The following is a 17,421-nucleotide window of genomic DNA, read 5'->3' as shown; positions in this document are numbered from 1 at the left end:
ACCGACCCGGGGCGGGCACGGCGAGCCGTCATGTTTCACGTGAAACATGGCCTCAACCCTGCGCGGACCACCACTCCTTCAACGCCGCGACGGCCGCGTCGTGCTCCATGGGGCCATGTTCGAGGCGCAGTTCCAGCAGGTGCTTGTACGCCTTGCCGATGGCGGGCCCCGGCCCGACGCCCAGGATCTCCATGATCTGGTTGCCGTCCAGGTCGGGGCGGATGGAATCCAGCTCCTCCTGCTCCTGGAGCTCCGCGATCCGCTCTTCCAGACCGTCGTAGGCTCGCGACAGTGCGCTCGCCTTGCGCTTGTTCCGCGTGGTGCAGTCCGAGCGGGTCAGCTTGTGCAGGCGATCGAGAAGCGGGCCCGCGTCGCGGACGTACCGGCGCACCGCCGAGTCGGTCCACTCCCCGGTGCCGTAGCCGTGGAAGCGCAGGTGCAGTTCCACGAGCTTCGAGACGTCCTTGACCATGTCGTTCGAGTACTTCAGCGCGACCATCCGCTTCTTGGTCATCTTCGCGCCGACCACCTCGTGGTGGTGGAAGGAGACCCGCCCGTCCGACTCGAACCGCCGCGTCCTCGGCTTGCCGATGTCGTGCAGCAGCGCCGCGAGGCGCAGGACCAGGTCGGGCCCGTCCTGCTCCAGGTCGATCGCCTGGTCCAGGACGATCAGCGAGTGCTCGTAGACGTCCTTGTGCCGGTGGTGCTCATCGCTCTCCAGCCGCAGGGCCGGCAGCTCCGGCAGCACATGGTCGGCGAGCCCGGTGTCGACGAGGAGCCGCAACCCCTTCTTCGGGTGGGCCGAGATCAGCAGTTTGTTCAGCTCGTCCCGCACCCGCTCCGCCGAGACGATCTCGATACGGCCGGACATGTCCGTCATCGCCGTCACGACCCCGGGAGCCACCTCGAAGTCCAGCTGGGCGGCGAAGCGCGCGGCGCGCATCATGCGCAGCGGGTCGTCGGAGAAGGACTCCTCGGGCGTGCCGGGCGTACGCAGCACCCGCGCGGCCAGGTCTTCCAGGCCTCCGTACGGATCGACGAACTCCTTCTGCGGCAGCGCCACCGCCATCGCGTTGACCGTGAAGTCGCGCCGGACGAGGTCTTCCTCGATGGAGTCGCCGTAGGACACCTCCGGCTTGCGCGAGGTCCGGTCGTACGCCTCGGAGCGGTAGGTCGTCACCTCGATGAGGTAGCCGTCCTTCTGGCAGCCCACCGTGCCGAAGGCGATGCCGACCTCCCAGACCGCGTCCGCCCAGGGCCGCACGATCTTCAGCACGTCCTCGGGGCGGGCATCGGTGGTGAAGTCGAGGTCGTTGCCGAGCCGCCCGAGGAGCGCGTCCCGGACCGATCCGCCGACCAGGGCGAGCGAGAAGCCCGCCTCCTGGAATCGGACGGCCAGATCGTCCGCGACTGGGGACACCCGCAGCAGTTCACTCACCGCGCGGCGCTGCACCTGGCTCAGGGCACTGGGATTGTCTTCGTTGGCGTTCGGCACAACAGAAAAGGGTACGTGGCCCGGCCGACCGGGGCGTCACCGTTTGTCGCGACCCCCGGTATGCCCACGCGGGACGGACCCCGGTCGCCAGGGCCGCCCGGCGGTACGGCACCCTTCCGATCATGTCGAGCAGTCCGCGGCACTTCGCCACAGTCCGCATCGTTACCATGCGTGGACGCAGCAACCGACAGCGAGGGACGGGCAAGCGCGTGGCCGACGCGGCAGATTTCCAGGGGACGACTCCCTCTCCTGCCCGCCGGTGGCTTCGCCGCACGGCGGCGCTACTCGTAGCGGCGCCGCTGTTCGCGAGCCTCCTGTCCGCAACGGCCGCGCCGATGGCGCAGGCGGCCGGGGACGCGTCCGGCCAGAGCGTGGCGGTGACCCTGGACGCGGTGGCCCCCTCGGCCCCCATCAAGAGCGACACGCTGACCATCTCCGGAACGGTCACCAACACGGGCAAGCAGGCCGTCACCGGCGCCCATGTCGCGCTACGGGTGGGATCGAAGCTCTCCGGACGCAGCGCCATCGAGGAGACGGCCTCCCGCAAGGGATTCGCGCCGGGCATCGACGCGGCGGAGCTCAGCGACGGGCCCACGGTCAAGTTCGACCGGATCGACGCCGGGATCAGCCAGGACTTCACCCTCTCGGTGCCGGTCTCCAAGCTCAGCCTCGGCGAGGACGGGGTCTACCCGCTCGGTGTCTCCCTGTCCGGCCGTACCTCGAGCCACCCGTCGGACCGCGTGCTCGGCATCCAGCGCACGTTCCTGCCGTGGCAGCCTGAGGGCAGCGAGGGCAAGAAGACCCAGCTCACGTTTCTGTGGCCGCTGATCTCCTCGTCCCACCTCACCGCCCAGACGGGTTCGGACGCCCAGCAAACCCCGGTCTTCGCCGATGACTCGCTGGCGCGGGACATCGGGCCGGGCGGCCGGCTGAACCAGATGGTCGCGCTCGGCAAGCAGCTGCCGGTGACGTGGGTCATCGATCCCGACCTGCTGGCCACCGTCGACGCGATGACCCGCAACTACAAGATCAAGGCCGGCGACACCCTCGTCAACGGCACCGGCCAAGACGTGGCCAAGGCATGGCTGAGCGCACTGGAGGCCGCAGTCCAGGGCGAGAAGGTCGTGGCGCTGCCCTTCGCCGACCCCGACCTGGCCTCGCTCGCCCACCACGGCCGGGACGTCCCTGGCACGCTGGGCCATCTGCGGGTGGCCACCGAGGTCGCCCAGAAGACCATCGACACGATCCTGCACGTGACTCCGTCGGTCGACTACTCCTGGCCCGTGGACGGCGCCGTCGACCCGTCGATCGTCGATGTCGCAACGTCCGCCGGCGCCCACAACGTGATCGCACGCAGCGACAGCCTGCGGGACGCCTCCTTGTCGTACGCGCCCACGGCGGTCAGACCGATCGGTGGCGGCGCGAGCGCCGTCGTCGCCGACGCCGGCCTCTCCACCGCCTTCCAGGGCGACCTGTCCATGGCCGACAGCTCGACCCTGGCGGTGCAGGACTTCCTCGCGCAGACCCTCGCGATCACGCTCCAGGACACGGACAAGCAGCGCAGCATCGTCGTCGCTCCTCAGCGGATGCCGTCCGTCAGCCAGGCGCAGACGATGGCCGCGTCCCTGCACGCGCTCGATCCGCAGCGCTGGACCCAGCCGCTCGACCTGTCGGCGGCGGCCACGGCCAAGCCCGACCCGCTCGCCACGACGAAGGTGCCGGGCACGGGCGCCTACTCCGACACGCTGCGTCGGCAGGAACTGCCGGTCGACGCCTTCCAGGACATGCGGAGCACCCAGGGCACCCTGGACCGCTTCAAGGTGATCCTGACCGCGCCGGACCGCGTGGTGACCCCGTTCGGCAACGCCATCAACCGGGAGATGTCGACGTCCTGGCGCACGGACGCGGACGCGGCCCAGAGCTACCGGTCCGGTGTGCAGCTCTATCTGGACGGCCTGGCCAATCAGGTCCATCTGATCCAGAAGTCGACCGCGACCATGTCGGGGCGCAGCGCGACCATCGCCGTCACCGTGCAGAACAAACTGGTGCAGGGCGTCGGCCACCTGGTGCTCAGAATCCAGCCGAAGAGCCCCACCCGACTGCAGCTGGGCGAGGACGGCGCCGCGATCGGCGAACAGCCGGTGAAGGTGGACGGCGACCGCAGCCAGTCGGTGAAGTTCACCGCCATCGCCAATGCCAACGGCCCCGTCCCGGTCACCGCCCGGCTCTACACCGAGGACGGCACCCCGTACGGTGACCCGATGGAGTTCACCGTCCAGGTCTCCGAGATCACTCCGACGGTGATGCTGGTCATCGCCGGCGGCGTTCTGCTCCTGGTGCTCGCGGGCATCAGGATGTACACCCACCGCAAGCGCTCCACGGCGCGCGATGAGCCTCAGGGCGACGACGGTCCGGGCCGTCCGAACGGTTCGGCGGACGCCGATCCCGGGCAGCCGAGTGACCCGACACCGGACACCGGTCCCGAAAGCGGGGCCGCGCCCGGCCCGGGTGAGAAAGTGGACCATTGAGCTATGTCGTGGCCGGTCGGCCGGGGACGATGAGGTGGGGTAACCATGAACGCGCCGTACGACGGTGACCGTGGGCAGGGCGCCGGCAATGGTGCCGTGCCCTCGCCGGGCATGCCCCCGGCACCCGCCCAGCAGGGCCAGGTCCCGCCGCCGCAGTCCGCGCCGGATCCGTACATCCAGGACGCCTATGCCTACGACCCGTACCGGTCGCAGGACCTTTGTGCCCAGGACCCGGTGACCGAGGCGCTGTACGACCGTGCGGCGCACCCGCCGCCGCCCCCGGGCACCTACGCCGAGCAGCAGCCGCTCTATCAGCAGCCCGTCGCTCAGCAGTACGCGCCCGACCCCCGGATCTGGGCGCAGACACCGCCGCCCGAACCGGAGGGACCCTCGCGTCATCTGCCCTATGGCGACGACGCGCGGACCACCCAGTTCGTGGGCGTCGACGACCTGGTCACCCAGGCCGGTGAGGAACTGCCCGAGCAGGACGCGTTCGCCCATCTCTACCGCGACCAGCAGCAGGCGGGCCCGCCTGCGGTGCCCCCGGGGCCCGAGCCCGCTCCCGCGCCGCCCCGGCAGTCGGGCGGCCGCGCCTCCAGCCTGATGAAGTCGAGTGCCGTGATGGCCGCGGGCACCCTGGTGTCCCGGCTCACCGGCTTCGTCCGCAGCCTGGTGATCACTGCTGCGCTCGGGGCGGCCCTGCTGGGCGACACGTTCAGCATCGCCCTGACTCTGCCGACGATGATCTACATCCTCACGGTCGGCGGCGGTCTGAACTCGGTGTTCGTGCCGCAGCTGGTCCGCTCCATGAAGGACGACGAGGACGGCGGCGAGGCCTACGCCAACCGGCTTCTGACGCTCGTCATGGTCGCGCTCGGCGCCATCGTGACCCTCGCGGTCGTCGGAGCGCCGCTGCTGATCCAGCTGATGTCGCCCACCATCGGCAACGACGCGGCCGCCAACAGCGTCGCCGTGACCTTCGCCCGCTACTGCCTGCCCACGATCTTCTTCATGGGTGTACACGTGGTGATGGGCCAGATCCTCAACGCCCGCGGCAAGTTCGGCGCGATGATGTGGACCCCGGTCCTCAACAACATCGTGATGATCTGCACGTTCGGCCTGTTCATCTGGGTATACGGCACATCCGCCGAATCCCGCATGGGCGTCCAGACGATCCCGCACGACGGCGTGCGGCTGCTCGGCATCGGCACCCTGCTGGGTCTCGTCGTGCAGGCCCTGGCGATGCTGCCCTACCTGCGCGAGACCGGCTTCCGCTTCCGTCCGCGCTTCGACTGGCGGGGCCACGGACTCGGCAAGACGGTCAAGCTCGCCAAGTGGACCGTCATGTTCGTGCTCGCCAACCAGGCCGGCGTCATCGTCGTGACGCGTCTCGCCACCGCGGCCGGCAAGCAGTCGGGCCGGGACGGCGCGGGCTTTTTGGCCTACTCCAACGCCCAGCTGATCTGGGGCATGCCGCAGGCCATCATCACCGTCTCGGTCATGGCCGCACTGCTGCCGCGCATCTCGCGCGCCGCGCACGACAACGACCCGGGCGCGGTCCGCGACGACATCTCCCAGGGCCTGCGCAACTCGGCGGTGGCGATCGTGCCCGTCGCCTTCGCCTTCCTCGCCCTCGGCGTCCCGATGTGCACCCTGCTGTACGCGTCAAGCGGCGTCCAGGCCGCCCAGTCCATGGGCTTCATCCTGATGGCGTTCGCGCTCGGCCTGATCCCGTACTCCGTGCAATACGTCGTGCTGCGCGGCTTCTACGCCTACGAAGACACCCGCACGCCCTTCTACAACACGGTCATCGTGGCGGCCGTCAACGCGGCGGTCTCGGCGGCCTGCTACGTGGTGCTCCCCGCCCGGTGGGCGGTCGTGGGCATGGCGGCGGCCTACGGTCTGGCCTACGCGGTGGGTGTCGGCGTGGCCTGGCGTCGGCTGCGCAACCGGCTGGGCGGCGACCTGGACGGCGCGCACGTCCTGCGTACGTACGCCCGCCTGTGCCTGGCCGCGGTCCCGGCCGCTGTGGTGGGCGGCGCGGTCGGCTTCGGCCTGCTGAAGTTCCTGGGCGAGGGCGCGGGAGGATCGGTCGTAGCCCTGGTCATCGGCGGCGGGGTGCTGCTCGGAATCTTCTTCGTCGCGGCCAAGCGCATGCGCATCGAAGAGCTGAACGCCATGGTCGGAATGGTGCGCGGACGGCTCGGCCGCTGAGGCCGGGGCCCCCGCACAACCATCGTCGGCCACCGCGTGTCGTGCATAGTGCTGGACTGTGGGCACAATTGGCATGACTTTGCATGGCTGGCCAACAGCACGCAACGGATGGGGAGGCAGGAGCGACGGTGGCGGAACGTAGCACGGCTGCCGTCGACGTAGCCGACAACAGCGGTGACACACCGCTGACCGCCCAGGCGGACCAGGCGACGACCGACGGGGTGACGGAGTCCATCGACACGGCAGACACGGCGGAGCAGAGCACGAACAGCACCGGCGGCGAGCGCAAGGCCTCTGAGCCGTCCATCGCGACGCCCGAACTGCACAGCGGTCACAAGCTGGCCAGAAGGTACCGCCTCGAGGAGTGCGTCACCCGTCTGGACGGTTTCAGCAGCTGGCGTGCGGTCGACGAGAAGCTCCGCCGAGCCGTCGGCGTCCACCTGCTGCCCGCCGACCACCCGCGCGCCCGCTCCGTACTGGCCGCCGCCCGCTCCTCCGCGCTGCTCGGCGACCCTCGCTTCGTGCAGGTCCTGGACGCGGTGGAGGAGAACGACCTCGTCTACGTCGTCCACGAATGGCTGCCGGATGCCACCGAACTCACCGCGCTCCTCGCGCTCGGCCCGCTGGAGGCGCACGACGCCTACCAGATGGTCACGCAGATCTCCCAGGCCATGGCCGCCGCCCATCGTGAGGGCCTGGCCCACCTCAGGCTGACCCCCGGCTCGGTCCTGCGGACCTCCACGGGGCAGTACCGCATCCGTGGGCTCGCCGTGGCCGCCGCCCTGCGCGGCATCAACTCCGACACCCCCCAGCGCACCGACACCGAGGCCATCGGCGCCCTCCTGTACGCCGTGCTCACCCAGCGGTGGCCGTACGAGAGCGACGCCTACGGTCTGCACGGCCTGCCCAAGGGCGTCGGTCTGATCGCCCCCGACCAGGTACGCGCGGGTGTGCACCGGGGTCTGTCCGAGCTCGCCATGCGGGCGCTGGTCAACGACGGCGCCACCGCGTCCCGGCAGGAACCGCCGTGCACCACCCCGGACGAGCTGGTCAAGGCCATCGGGGAGATGCCGCGCATCCGCCCGCCGGAGCCCGCGTTCACCGCGCCGCCCGAGTACCAGCGCACCACCTACCAGCAGGGGACGTACGGCCGCCCGGCCGCCGGCCCCGGCCCCGCCGTCACCCAGCCCGTCGTGCCTCCGCCGCCACCACTCCAGGGCCGCACCGGCAAGGCTCTGAAATGGGCCGTCTCCGCGCTCCTGATCGCCGCGCTCGGTCTCGGCAGCTGGCAGCTCGCCGACGCGCTGCTCCAGCACGACAAGGGCGGCACCAACGAGACCGGGAACACCACGACCACGGACACCGGCAACGACGGCGACAAGCCGAAGGCGCCCGTGCCGATCAAGATCCAGGATGCCCGGGAGTACGCGCCGGACGGGAAGCCGCAAAACGCGGATGGTGTCACCAGCACCTACGACGGCAAGTCCTCGACGTTCTGGCGCTCCAAGAGCTACGTGGACGGCCCCGAGCTGGCCCCCTTCAAGAAAGGGGTCGGTATCGTCTACGATCTCGGCTCCGAGAGGGACGTCTCGACCGCCTCGATAGCGCTCCGTTTCAGCGGCGATCACACCACCATCGCGCTGTATGCGACCGACTCCATGTCATCGAGTCGAAGCGTTTCCGGCATGAAGCAGATCGCCACGACGACGACCAACGGCACCACGGCGGACCTCAAGGCGAAGGCCGGGGTGAAAACCCGGTACGTGGTTCTCTGGCTCACCGCCGCTCCGTACGCGGCAGGTGACGGTTACAGCGATCCGGGCTTCAAACAGGGCATCACGGATGTGAAGTTCACCGGCTGACCGAACGGCGGGGGGAGGCTCACTGTTGGATGACGCCACGCTCGGCGACATGAGCGACCAGGACCTCCTGGCGCGCCATGTCGACGGCGACCCCGACGCCTTCGGTGAGATCGTGCGGCGTCACCGCGACCGGCTGTGGGCGGTGGCGCTGAGAACTCTGGGAGACCGCGAGGAGGCCGCCGACGCCGTCCAGGACGCCCTCGTCTCCGCGTACCGGGCCGCCCATACCTTCCGGGGCCAGTCGGCCGTCACGACCTGGCTGCACCGCATCACCGTGAACGCCTGCCTCGACCGGGCCCGCAAGGCCGCCTCCCGCAGGACGTCCCCGGTCGACGACACCGAACGCCTCGACCAGCTCCTGGAGCCCCACGAGTCGGCCGAGGCGCCGGCCGAGCGCCAGGACCTGCACCGGCAGCTCATAGCGGCCCTCGGCACCCTCCCGCCGGACCAGCGCGCCGCCCTCGTCCTCGTCGACATGCAGGGTTACCCCGTCGCCGAGGCCGCAGCCGTCCTCGAGGTCCCCACCGGCACGGTGAAAAGCCGCTGCGCCCGGGGCCGCGCACGGCTGTTGCCGTTGCTCACTCATCTGCGCGCCGATACAGCCGATACAGGGGGTAGCGGTGAGTCTGGTGGGGGAAGGAACCGGACGCCGGGGACATCCGTCCCACCTGAGTCGGACACGGACGACGCAGGACCGAGCGATTCGGCCGCAGTGAAGGGCGGAGGTGGGCGCGCGTGACATCCACGACCGGAGCAACGGAACACCCGGACGTCTCGGAGATCTCCGAACTCACCGAGGGCGTCCTCCCTCCCCGCCGCACGGCGGACGTCCGCCGCCATCTCCAGGACTGTGCGCTGTGTGCCGATGTCCGGGACTCCCTGGAAGAAATCCGGGATCTGCTCGGGACGCTGCCGGGCCCCTCGCGCATGCCCGCCGATGTAGCGGGGCGCATCGACGCGGCTCTGGCGGCCGAAGCCCTTCTGAACGCCACCGCACCCGAGCGGGCCCCACGTGAAACCGCGCATGTTTCACGTGAAACACCCGCCGCCGTGAGCACACCTGTCGCCGACCCCGCCGCCTCTCGGCCGGGAGCCGCTACCGCCCCGGCCGACCGTCCCGCGGGCCATGCCCGCGCGGCCACAGGCCCGGGCCGCGCCAAGTCGCGCAGGCGTCGCGGGGCGCTGCTCACGGCCGTGCTCGGCGCGGCGGCCATCGGCGCCGGGATCTTCTTCGTGCAGGGCATCGAGACGGGTACGACGCGCCCCCACGCCGAGCAGGCCACGTCCCGAGCCTCCCAGCCCGGCGGCACCGCCTTCTCCGCATCCAGCCTCGAAGGACGCGTCCAGGCGCTGCTCACGTCCCCGGGTGGCCGGAGCACGCAGAAGGCACCCTCGGCGAAGATCGCTCCGCCCCAGCAGAACGTGCCCAACACCAACGAGAACCCCTCGAACAGCCTGCGCTCGGCCGCCGCCGTCCCGCCGTGTGTCCAGGCCGGCACCGGACGACCCTCCCAACAGCCGCTGGCCGCCGAACAGGGCACTTACGAGGGCACCCGGGCGTATCTCGTCGTCCTGCCCGACCAGACCGACCCGGCGAACGTGCAGGCGTACGTCATCGACGCCTCCTGCGAGAACGCGGGGTCCTCGGCCCCCGGCAAGCTGTTGCTGACCCACTCGTATCCGCGCGGCTGAGGGCCCGCCCGGACCGCGGCCCTGCGCTGCTGTCCGGCGCGGGAATGCATCCCCCGTAGGATCCGTTGGGTGGGGTGAGAGTCCTGGACCGGGGCCCCGACAGGCAACAGACAGTCCGTAGAGACGAGGAAGAAACCCGTGAGCGACGTCCGTAACGTGATCATCATTGGCTCGGGCCCGGCCGGATACACGGCCGCGCTGTACACCGCACGTGCGTCGCTGAAGCCGCTGGTGTTCGAGGGCGCCGTCACCGCCGGCGGTGCGCTGATGAACACCACCGAGGTGGAGAACTTCCCTGGCTTCCAGGACGGCATCATGGGCCCGGAGCTCATGGACAACATGCGCGGTCAGGCCGAGCGCTTCGGCGCCGAGCTGATCCCCGACGATGTCGTCGCCGTCGACCTGACGGGTGACATCAAGACCGTCACGGACACTGCGGGAACCGTCCACCGGGCCAAGGCCGTCATCGTCACCACCGGCTCGCAGCACCGCAAGCTGGGTCTGGCCAACGAGGACAAGCTGTCCGGCCGTGGCGTCTCGTGGTGTGCCACGTGCGACGGGTTCTTCTTCAAGGACCAGGACATCGCCGTGGTCGGCGGCGGCGACACCGCGATGGAGGAGGCGACCTTCCTCTCGCGCTTCGCCAAGTCGGTCACCATCGTCCACCGCCGCGACAGCCTGCGTGCCTCCAAGGCGATGCAGGAGCGTGCCTTCGCCGACGAGAAGATCAAGTTTGCCTGGGACAGCGAGGTCGCCGAGATCCACGGCGACCAGAAGCTGTCGGGGCTGACGCTGCGCAACACCAAGACCGGCGCCACGTCGGAGCTCCCGGTGACGGGTCTCTTCATCGCCGTGGGCCACGACCCGCGCACCGAGCTCTTCAAGGGCCAGCTCGACCTGGACGAAGAGGGCTACCTGAAGGTCGAGGCCCCCTCGACCCGGACCAACCTGACGGGTGTCTTCGGCGCGGGCGACGTGGTCGACCACACCTACCGCCAGGCCATCACCGCGGCCGGCACCGGCTGTTCCGCCGCCCTGGACGCGGAGCGCTTCCTTGCCGCCCTCGCCGACAGCGAGAAGGCCGCCGCCGGGGTCTGATCAGCCCCTCCCCAGCTTTCCCCTCCCCCCAACACCCCTTAGGAGACTGCCGTGGCCGGCACTCTGAAGCACGTGACCGACGCCGACTTCGACGAGGTCGTCCTCAAGAGCGACAAGCCCGTCCTGGTGGACTTCTGGGCCGAGTGGTGCGGCCCGTGCCGCCAGATCGCCCCGTCGCTGGAGGCCATCGCGGCCGAGCACGGCGACCAGATCGAGATCGTCAAGCTCAACATCGACCAGAACCCGACGACCGCCGCCAAGTACGGCGTGATGTCGATTCCGACGCTCAACGTCTACCAGCACGGCGAGGTCGCCAAGACGATCGTCGGCGCGAAGCCGAAGGCCGCGCTGCTGCGTGACCTCGACGTCTTCATCGGCGAGTAGTAGGGCCCCACGCGCTCGCTGTTTCACGTGAAACGGGCCCGCCCCCTTTTGGGGGCGGGCCCGTTTCACGTGGGCGGGACGCCTGCTACAGCGGCCGGAGGGCCGGTTCCTTCTGGACCGCGCCGAGCAGCCTGTCCAGGGCGAGCTCGACGTCCTCCTTCCAGGACAACGTCGTCCGCAGTTCCAGGCGCAGCCTCGGATGCCGGGGGTGGGGCCGTACCGTCTTGAATCCGACAGACAAGAGATAGTCGGCCGGCAGCACGCAGGCGGGCTCCTGCCACTGGGCGTCCCCGAATGCCTCGATGGCCTTGAAGCCCCGGCGCAACAGGTCCTTCGCCACCGTCTGCACCATCACGCGACCGAGCCCCTGTCCCTGGTAGCCCGGCATGATCCACCCGGTCATCAGTTGGACGGCGTCGGCGGCCACCGGGCTGGTGGGAAAGGCGGTGGAGCGGGGCACATAGGCGGGCGGCGCGTAGAGCACATAGCCGACCGGGATGTCATCGACATGGACGACCCGGCCGCAGGAACCCCATTCCAGGAGCACCCCCGAGATCCAGGCCTCCTTCTCCACCTCTGGCCGGCCCGCCTTTAACGCCGCTTCTCCGCTGACGGGATCGAGTTCCCAGAAGACGCAGCCGCGGCAGCGCTTGGGGAGGTCCGGAAGGTTGTCCAGCGTGAGCGGTACGAGCCGACGCCCCATTGCGGATGTTCCTCACTTCCCTCGCCTGCCGCCCCCCGCACGGCCGACAGCGCGCTCAGCTCCCGCAGCAGGCTGCCGACGAACCCGCCGACCGCCCCGAGACCGAGCCCCGCCGTCACCAGTTGAGTGCGGCTCACCGTTCGCATGGCCCCCGCCCTCCCTAGAGGATGGATCAAGGTCGTTGTGCCATACGAGAACGCATCGTATCCAGCGCCCCACGGCAGGGACACCGTCCGCACGCAAAGGGCGGGCCGTGTTCCGGTAGAACCGGAACACGGCCCGCCCTCGAGCGGGACCGGACGAACTCAGCTGTCGTCCTCCTGCGAGGCGTGCTCGGCGAGCCCCTTCTCCAGGACCCGTCCCTCGCCGGGAGCGAGCGTGCCGAGGATCCGCTCCAGATCCTCCATCGAGGCGAACTCGACGACGATCTTTCCCTTTTTCTGCCCGAGGTCGACCTTCACCCGCGTCTCGAAGCGGTCCGAGAGCCGGGTTGCCAGGTCGCTGAGCGCCGGCGAGACGAGAGCGCCTGCCCGGGGCCCCTTGGCCTTCGGGGCGCTCTTGGACTCCGAGTTCATCAGCGTGACGATCTCCTCGACCGTCCGCACCGAAAGCCCCTCGGCCACAATGCGCTTGGCGAGGCCGTCCTGTTCCTCGGAGTCCTCCACCGAGAGCAGCGCCCGCGCGTGCCCCGCCGAGATCACCCCGGCGGCCACCCGCTTCTGCACCGGCGGCGAGAGCCGCAGCAGACGCAGCGTGTTGGAGACCTGCGGCCGCGAACGGCCGATGCGGTCGGCCAGCTGGTCATGGGTGCACTTGAAGTCCCGGAGCAACTGGTCGTAGGCGGCGGCCTCTTCCAGGGGGTTCAGCTGAGCCCGGTGCAGGTTCTCCAGGAGAGCGTCCAGGAGAAGCTTCTCGTCCTCCGTCTCGCGGACGATCGCGGGAATCCGTTCAAGGCCCGCCTCACGGCAGGACCTCCAGCGCCGCTCGCCCATGATGAGCTCGTAGCGCTCAGGGCCGGTCTGCCGGACGACGACGGGCTGAAGAAGCCCGACTTCCTTGATGGAGGTGACAAGTTCGGAGAGCGCGTCCTCGTCGAACACCTCACGCGGCTGGCGCGGGTTAGGAGTGATCGAGTCGATCGGCAGCTCGGCGAAGAACGCACCGGCCGGGGCAGCGAACTCCGGCGTGGGCTCCGGCTCGGGCACTGCGGTTGTTTCACGTGAAACAGGGGCGGCAGGCAACGTCGCCACCTTCGCGGCTGCCACCCCCCGTTCCGCGGTGAGTACGGGCACCGACGACGGAGACGTGGAAGCCGTCCCCACCGAGGAGCCCGCCTTCTCCTGCGCGGCAGAAGGGATCAGCGCGCCGAGCCCCCGTCCCAGTCCTCTACGTCGCTCACTCACTGGATCCCCTCCGACATGCTGTGCTGGTTGTTCTGGCTGACCACATGCGCGTGCGTGGGGTCGTACTGCACACCGACACCGCGCAAGGCGATCTCGCGGGCAGCTTCGAGGTAGGAGAGCGAGCCGCTGGAGCCCGGGTCATAGGTGAGCACCGTCTGCCCGTAGCTCGGCGCCTCGGAGATGCGGACCGAGCGCGGGATGCTGGTCCGCAGCACCTCCTTGCCGAAGTGGCTGCGTACCTCGTCGGCCACCTGGGAAGCGAGCCTGGTCCTGCCGTCGTACATGGTGAGCAGGATCGTCGAGACGTGCAGCGTCGGGTTGAGGTGGCCGCGTACGAGATCGACGTTCCTCAGGAGCTGCCCCAGCCCCTCCAGGGCGTAGTACTCGCACTGGATCGGGATCAGCACCTCGGCTCCCGCGACCAGCGCGTTGACCGTCAACAGGCCCAGCGAAGGCGGGCAGTCGATGAGGATGTAGTCCAGCGGCTGCTCGTACGCCTGGATGGCGCGCTGCAGTCGGCTCTCTCTGGCCACCAGGGACACCAGCTCGATCTCCGCACCGGCGAGATCGATCGTGGCCGGCGCACAGAAAAGACCCTCGACGTCCGGGACGGGCTGAACCACTTCAGAGAGCGGCCTGCTCTCCACCAGAACGTCGTAGATCGACGGGACCTCGGCGTGGTGATCGATGCCCAGGGCCGTCGAAGCGTTGCCCTGGGGGTCGAGGTCGACAACCAGGACCCGCGCACCATGCAGCGCGAGGGACGCGGCGAGGTTGACCGTGGAAGTGGTCTTCCCTACGCCTCCCTTCTGATTGGCAACGACCATGATTCGGGTCTGCTCCGGCCGGGGCAGACCCTCACCGGCACGGCCGAGAGCTTCCACCGCCAGCTGGGCAGCACGACCGATGGGGGTGTCGTCCATCGGGGGCGGTGTTTCACGTGAAACATCCTCCCCCGCCGATTCGGTACGGGGACCGGGGACCGGATCGGTCATCGGTCCCGCGATGTTGGCGTCGGACCGCAAGGATTCACTCTCCTCGACTTCAGGCTCGCAATGAACAGAGCCTCCCATGTCTTCGGGGCAGTGAACCAGCGAGGCCCGGGCTTCTGTGGACGAATCCACCTCTGTGGACAACTCCGTAGCCCCTGCGGGGGACCCGAGGCCCCCCGCGAACGGCTTGCGATCGCGCGGCGAGGAAGCCGCACGGCCGCGGCTGATGATTCCATGCAGCAGTGAGCGACGTTTCACGTGAAACACGATGCATCCGTGCTTCACGGAGACCGCTACGACACTCCGAAATGCGTACGTATGCCGCCTTCTATGGAGCATTCCCCCACGGAACCGTCTTAGCGTGGGGCGGGAGGTCAGCGACGGCGCCGCGTACGGCTCGTCCTGGCGGCCTTGGCGCGCTTGGCGGCGAACCGCACACCACCAGGACTCTCGCCCACCTCTACCCGGACGACCGTGGACAGCGGGTCCACCACGCCCTCGCCGACATGGAGCACCGACGTCTCCACCACACCGAGCTTGCTCAGTGCGGCACGCGCACCCTGGATCTCCTCCTCGGCCGTGTCGCCCTTGAGCGCCAGCATTTCGCCGTAGGGACGCAGCAGCGGCACACCCCAGCCGGCCAACCGGTCGAGCGGTGCCACGGCGCGCGCCGTCACCACATGGACCGGGGCCACCTTGCCCAGCATCTCCTCGGCCCGCCCGCGCACCACGGTGACGTGGTCCAGACCCAGGAGCTCCACGACCTCCTGGAGGAAATTGGTGCGCCGCAGCAGCGGCTCAAGAAGCGTGATCTTCAGGTCGGGGCGCACCAGCGCCAGCGGGATGCCCGGCAGGCCCGCCCCCGAGCCGACGTCGCACACCGTGACGCCCTCGGGAACGACTTCGGAGAGCACCGCGCAGTTCAGCAGATGCCGCTCCCACAACCGCGGCACCTCACGCGGACCGATCAGACCGCGCTTGACCCCCGCATCCGCGAGCAGCTCCGCATACCGCACGGCTTCGGGGAAGAACTCCCCGAACACCTCCCGCGCCTCATCCGGCGCCGGGGGAAGCTCCGCTGCTGCCTCTGCCTCCGTCACGGGGACCGTCCTTCCCTACCTCGGCGGCGTTGCCGCACTGTGGTGGCCGACTATCAGGCTGACAAAGATCGGCCCCGCCTGCGAACAGACGGGGCCGAGAAAGCAATGACCGCTCAGGCGGGCAGTACGACGACGAAGCGCTGCGGCTCCTCGCCCTCCGACTCGCTGCGCAGCCCGGCGGCCGCGACGGCGTCGTGCACAACCTTGCGCTCGAACGGCGTCATCGGGTCGAGCTTCACCGGCGCCCCGGTGCTCTTGACCTCTTCCGCAGTCTTGGCGCCCAGCTCGGCGAGCTCCGTGCGCTTCTTGGCCCGGTAGCCCCCGATGTCCAGCATCAGACGGCTGCGGTCACCGGTCTCCCGGTGCACGGCCAGGCGCGTGAGCTCCTGAAGCGCCTCCAGCACTTCACCGTCACGGCCGACCAGCTTCTGCAGGTCACGGCTGTTGCTGTCACTGATGATCGAGACCGCGGCTCGATCCGCCTCGACGTCCATGTCGATATCGCCGTCGAGGTCGGCGATGTCGAGCAGGCCCTCCAGGTAATCGGCGGCGATCTCCCCCTCCTGCTCCAGGCGGGAGAGGGTGTCGACGCCCTCAGCGGCCGGGGCGGTGGTGCCTTCCGTCACGGATGGACTCCTTCTTACTTCTTGGTCGGGTGCTTGGGCCGCTGCTGACCCTTGCGCTGTCCCGACTTGGCTCGTGCCTGGCCCGCGGTGGGCTTGCCCTGCTTCGGCTTGTTCTCCTGCTGGGGCTTGGCGCCCTGCGGTTCGGTCCGCTTGTCCTGGGGCGCCTCGGCCGCGGAGTCACCGGCGTCCGTGGAGTCCTTCGTCAGCGAGGTCTTCGCGGCCGCGTCGTCCTGCTGGACCACCGTCGCGCCGCCCTGCCGCTGCGCCTTGGTCTGCCGCTTGGGCTGCTGGCGCTTGGGAGCCGCGCCGCCCTCGGCCTCCAGGAGCGCCGTGTCGCTCTTCACCACGGTGCCGTCGGCCTGGGCCACGAAGCCCTGCTTGGAAAGGCCGGTGATGAACTTGCGCTCGTTGTCGTTGCGGTCCGGGCCCTTGGCCACGATCGCCTGGACGACGGCGCGCCGGCGCTTGCCCTGGACCTCACCGTGCTGGGTCACGCTCTTGACCAGCCGGTCCAGGTAGTGCGCCTGAGCCTTGGAACCCGGCGTCGGGTTCTGGTTGATGACGTACATCTGCTGGCCCATGGTCCACACGTTGGTGGTCAGCCAGTAGACGAGGACACCGACGGGGAAGTTGATGCCCATCACGGCGAACATGACGGGGAAGACGTACATCAGCATCTTCTGCTGCTGCATGAACGGCGTCTTGACCGTCAGGTCCACGTTCTTCGTCATCAGCTGGCGCTGGGTGAAGAACTGCGAGGCCGACATCATCACGATCATGATCGCGGTGATGACCCGGACGTCCGTCAGCGTCGCTCCAAGGCCCTCGACCTTGGAGGCGCTGTCCATGAACTTCGCGGCCAGCGGCGCGCCGAAGATATGGGCCTTCTGGGCGCTCTCGAGGAGCGGCTGGTTGATGACGCCGATGGTCTTGCCGTTGGCGATGCCCGAGAGCACGTGGTACAGCGCGAAGAAGAACGGCGACTGAGCGAGGATCGGAAGGCACGAGGAGAGCGGGTTGGTGCCCGTCTCCTTGTACAGCTTCATCATCTCTTCGGACTGACGCTGCTTGTCGCTCTTGTAGCGCTCCTGGATCGCCTTCATCTTCGGCTGGAGCGCCTGCATGTTCCGTGTCGACTTGATCTGCTTCACGAAGAGCGGGATCAGACAGATACGGATCAGCACCACGAGGGACACGATCGACAGGCCCCAGGCCCAGCCCGTGTCCGGCCCGAAGATCGCGCCGTACAACTTGTGGAACTGGACGATGACCCAGGAAACAGGCCAGGTGATGAAGCTGAACAGACTGGCAATCGTGTCCACTA

General features: G+C 69.2%; 14 protein-coding genes. 7 read left to right on the top strand and 7 right to left on the bottom strand.

The window, feature by feature from the left end:
* Positions 1-52: 52 nt before the first annotated feature.
* A complete protein-coding gene (locus ABR738_RS20735; RefSeq protein WP_350231483.1) occupies positions 53-1,495 on the bottom strand; it encodes a CCA tRNA nucleotidyltransferase in 1,443 nt (480 codons plus the stop codon).
* 209 nt (positions 1,496-1,704) lie between these two features.
* On the opposite strand from ABR738_RS20735, the gene ABR738_RS20730 reads away from it, so the two are divergent.
* From ABR738_RS20730 to trxA, 7 genes are all read left to right on the top strand, one after another.
* Positions 1,705-4,023, top strand: coding sequence for a DUF6049 family protein (locus ABR738_RS20730; protein WP_350231482.1), 2,319 nt, complete (start codon positions 1,705-1,707; stop codon positions 4,021-4,023).
* Positions 4,024-4,068: 45 nt separating this feature from the next.
* Entirely contained in the window at positions 4,069-6,237 is a 2,169-nt protein-coding gene (murJ, locus tag ABR738_RS20725) for a murein biosynthesis integral membrane protein MurJ (RefSeq protein ID WP_350231481.1), read from the top strand.
* A gap of 128 nt (positions 6,238-6,365) precedes the next feature.
* On the top strand, positions 6,366-8,099 hold the full coding sequence (locus ABR738_RS20720) for a protein kinase family protein (RefSeq protein ID WP_350231480.1): 1,734 nt from the start codon (positions 6,366-6,368) through the stop codon (positions 8,097-8,099).
* A 25-nt stretch (positions 8,100-8,124) separates the two neighbouring features.
* Positions 8,125-8,838 carry an RNA polymerase sigma factor SigM gene (gene sigM, locus ABR738_RS20715; RefSeq protein ID WP_350231479.1) on the top strand — a complete coding sequence of 238 codons (714 nt, stop codon included), beginning with the start codon at positions 8,125-8,127 and terminating at the stop codon, positions 8,836-8,838.
* Entirely contained in the window at positions 8,835-9,791 is a 957-nt protein-coding gene (locus ABR738_RS20710; RefSeq protein WP_350231478.1) for an RsmA family anti-sigma factor, read from the top strand. The genes sigM and ABR738_RS20710 overlap by 4 nt, the downstream gene beginning before the upstream one ends.
* A gap of 138 nt (positions 9,792-9,929) precedes the next feature.
* Positions 9,930-10,889, top strand: coding sequence for a thioredoxin-disulfide reductase (trxB, locus tag ABR738_RS20705; RefSeq protein ID WP_350231477.1), 960 nt, complete (start codon positions 9,930-9,932; stop codon positions 10,887-10,889).
* Positions 10,890-10,940: 51 nt separating this feature from the next.
* Positions 10,941-11,273 carry a thioredoxin gene (gene trxA, locus ABR738_RS20700; RefSeq protein ID WP_350231476.1) on the top strand — a complete coding sequence of 111 codons (333 nt, stop codon included), beginning with the start codon at positions 10,941-10,943 and terminating at the stop codon, positions 11,271-11,273.
* Positions 11,274-11,358: 85 nt separating this feature from the next.
* Here the strand turns inward: trxA and ABR738_RS20695 are convergent, their stop codons facing one another.
* The 6 genes from ABR738_RS20695 to yidC form a co-directional block, all read right to left on the bottom strand.
* Entirely contained in the window at positions 11,359-11,976 is a 618-nt protein-coding gene (locus ABR738_RS20695) for a GNAT family N-acetyltransferase (RefSeq protein ID WP_350231475.1), read from the bottom strand.
* 305 nt (positions 11,977-12,281) lie between these two features.
* Positions 12,282-13,379: a ParB/RepB/Spo0J family partition protein gene (locus ABR738_RS20690; RefSeq protein WP_350231474.1), complete on the bottom strand. Its 1,098-nt coding sequence runs from the start codon at positions 13,377-13,379 to the stop codon at positions 12,282-12,284.
* The gene (locus ABR738_RS20685) at positions 13,376-14,452 is read right to left on the bottom strand and encodes a ParA family protein (protein WP_350231473.1); all 1,077 of its coding nucleotides are present in this window, start codon (positions 14,450-14,452) and stop codon (positions 13,376-13,378) included. Before ABR738_RS20685 ends, ABR738_RS20690 begins: the two co-directional genes overlap by 4 nt.
* A 293-nt stretch (positions 14,453-14,745) precedes the next feature.
* Positions 14,746-15,471 (bottom strand): 16S rRNA (guanine(527)-N(7))-methyltransferase RsmG, encoded by a 726-nt coding sequence (rsmG, locus tag ABR738_RS20680; protein WP_350231472.1) that lies wholly within the window; start codon positions 15,469-15,471, stop codon positions 14,746-14,748.
* 113 nt (positions 15,472-15,584) lie between these two features.
* Entirely contained in the window at positions 15,585-16,097 is a 513-nt protein-coding gene (locus ABR738_RS20675; RefSeq protein ID WP_350231471.1) for a Jag family protein, read from the bottom strand.
* A gap of 14 nt (positions 16,098-16,111) precedes the next feature.
* Positions 16,112-17,419: a membrane protein insertase YidC gene (gene yidC, locus ABR738_RS20670; RefSeq protein WP_350231470.1), complete on the bottom strand. Its 1,308-nt coding sequence runs from the start codon at positions 17,417-17,419 to the stop codon at positions 16,112-16,114.
* Positions 17,420-17,421 lie beyond the last annotated feature (2 nt).

This window comes from Streptomyces sp. Edi4 (assembly GCF_040253615.1).
GTDB lineage: Bacteria > Actinomycetota > Actinomycetes > Streptomycetales > Streptomycetaceae > Streptomyces.
The sequence above is the reverse complement of the archived record's forward strand: the minus strand, read 5'-3'. Positions and strand labels throughout refer to the sequence as shown.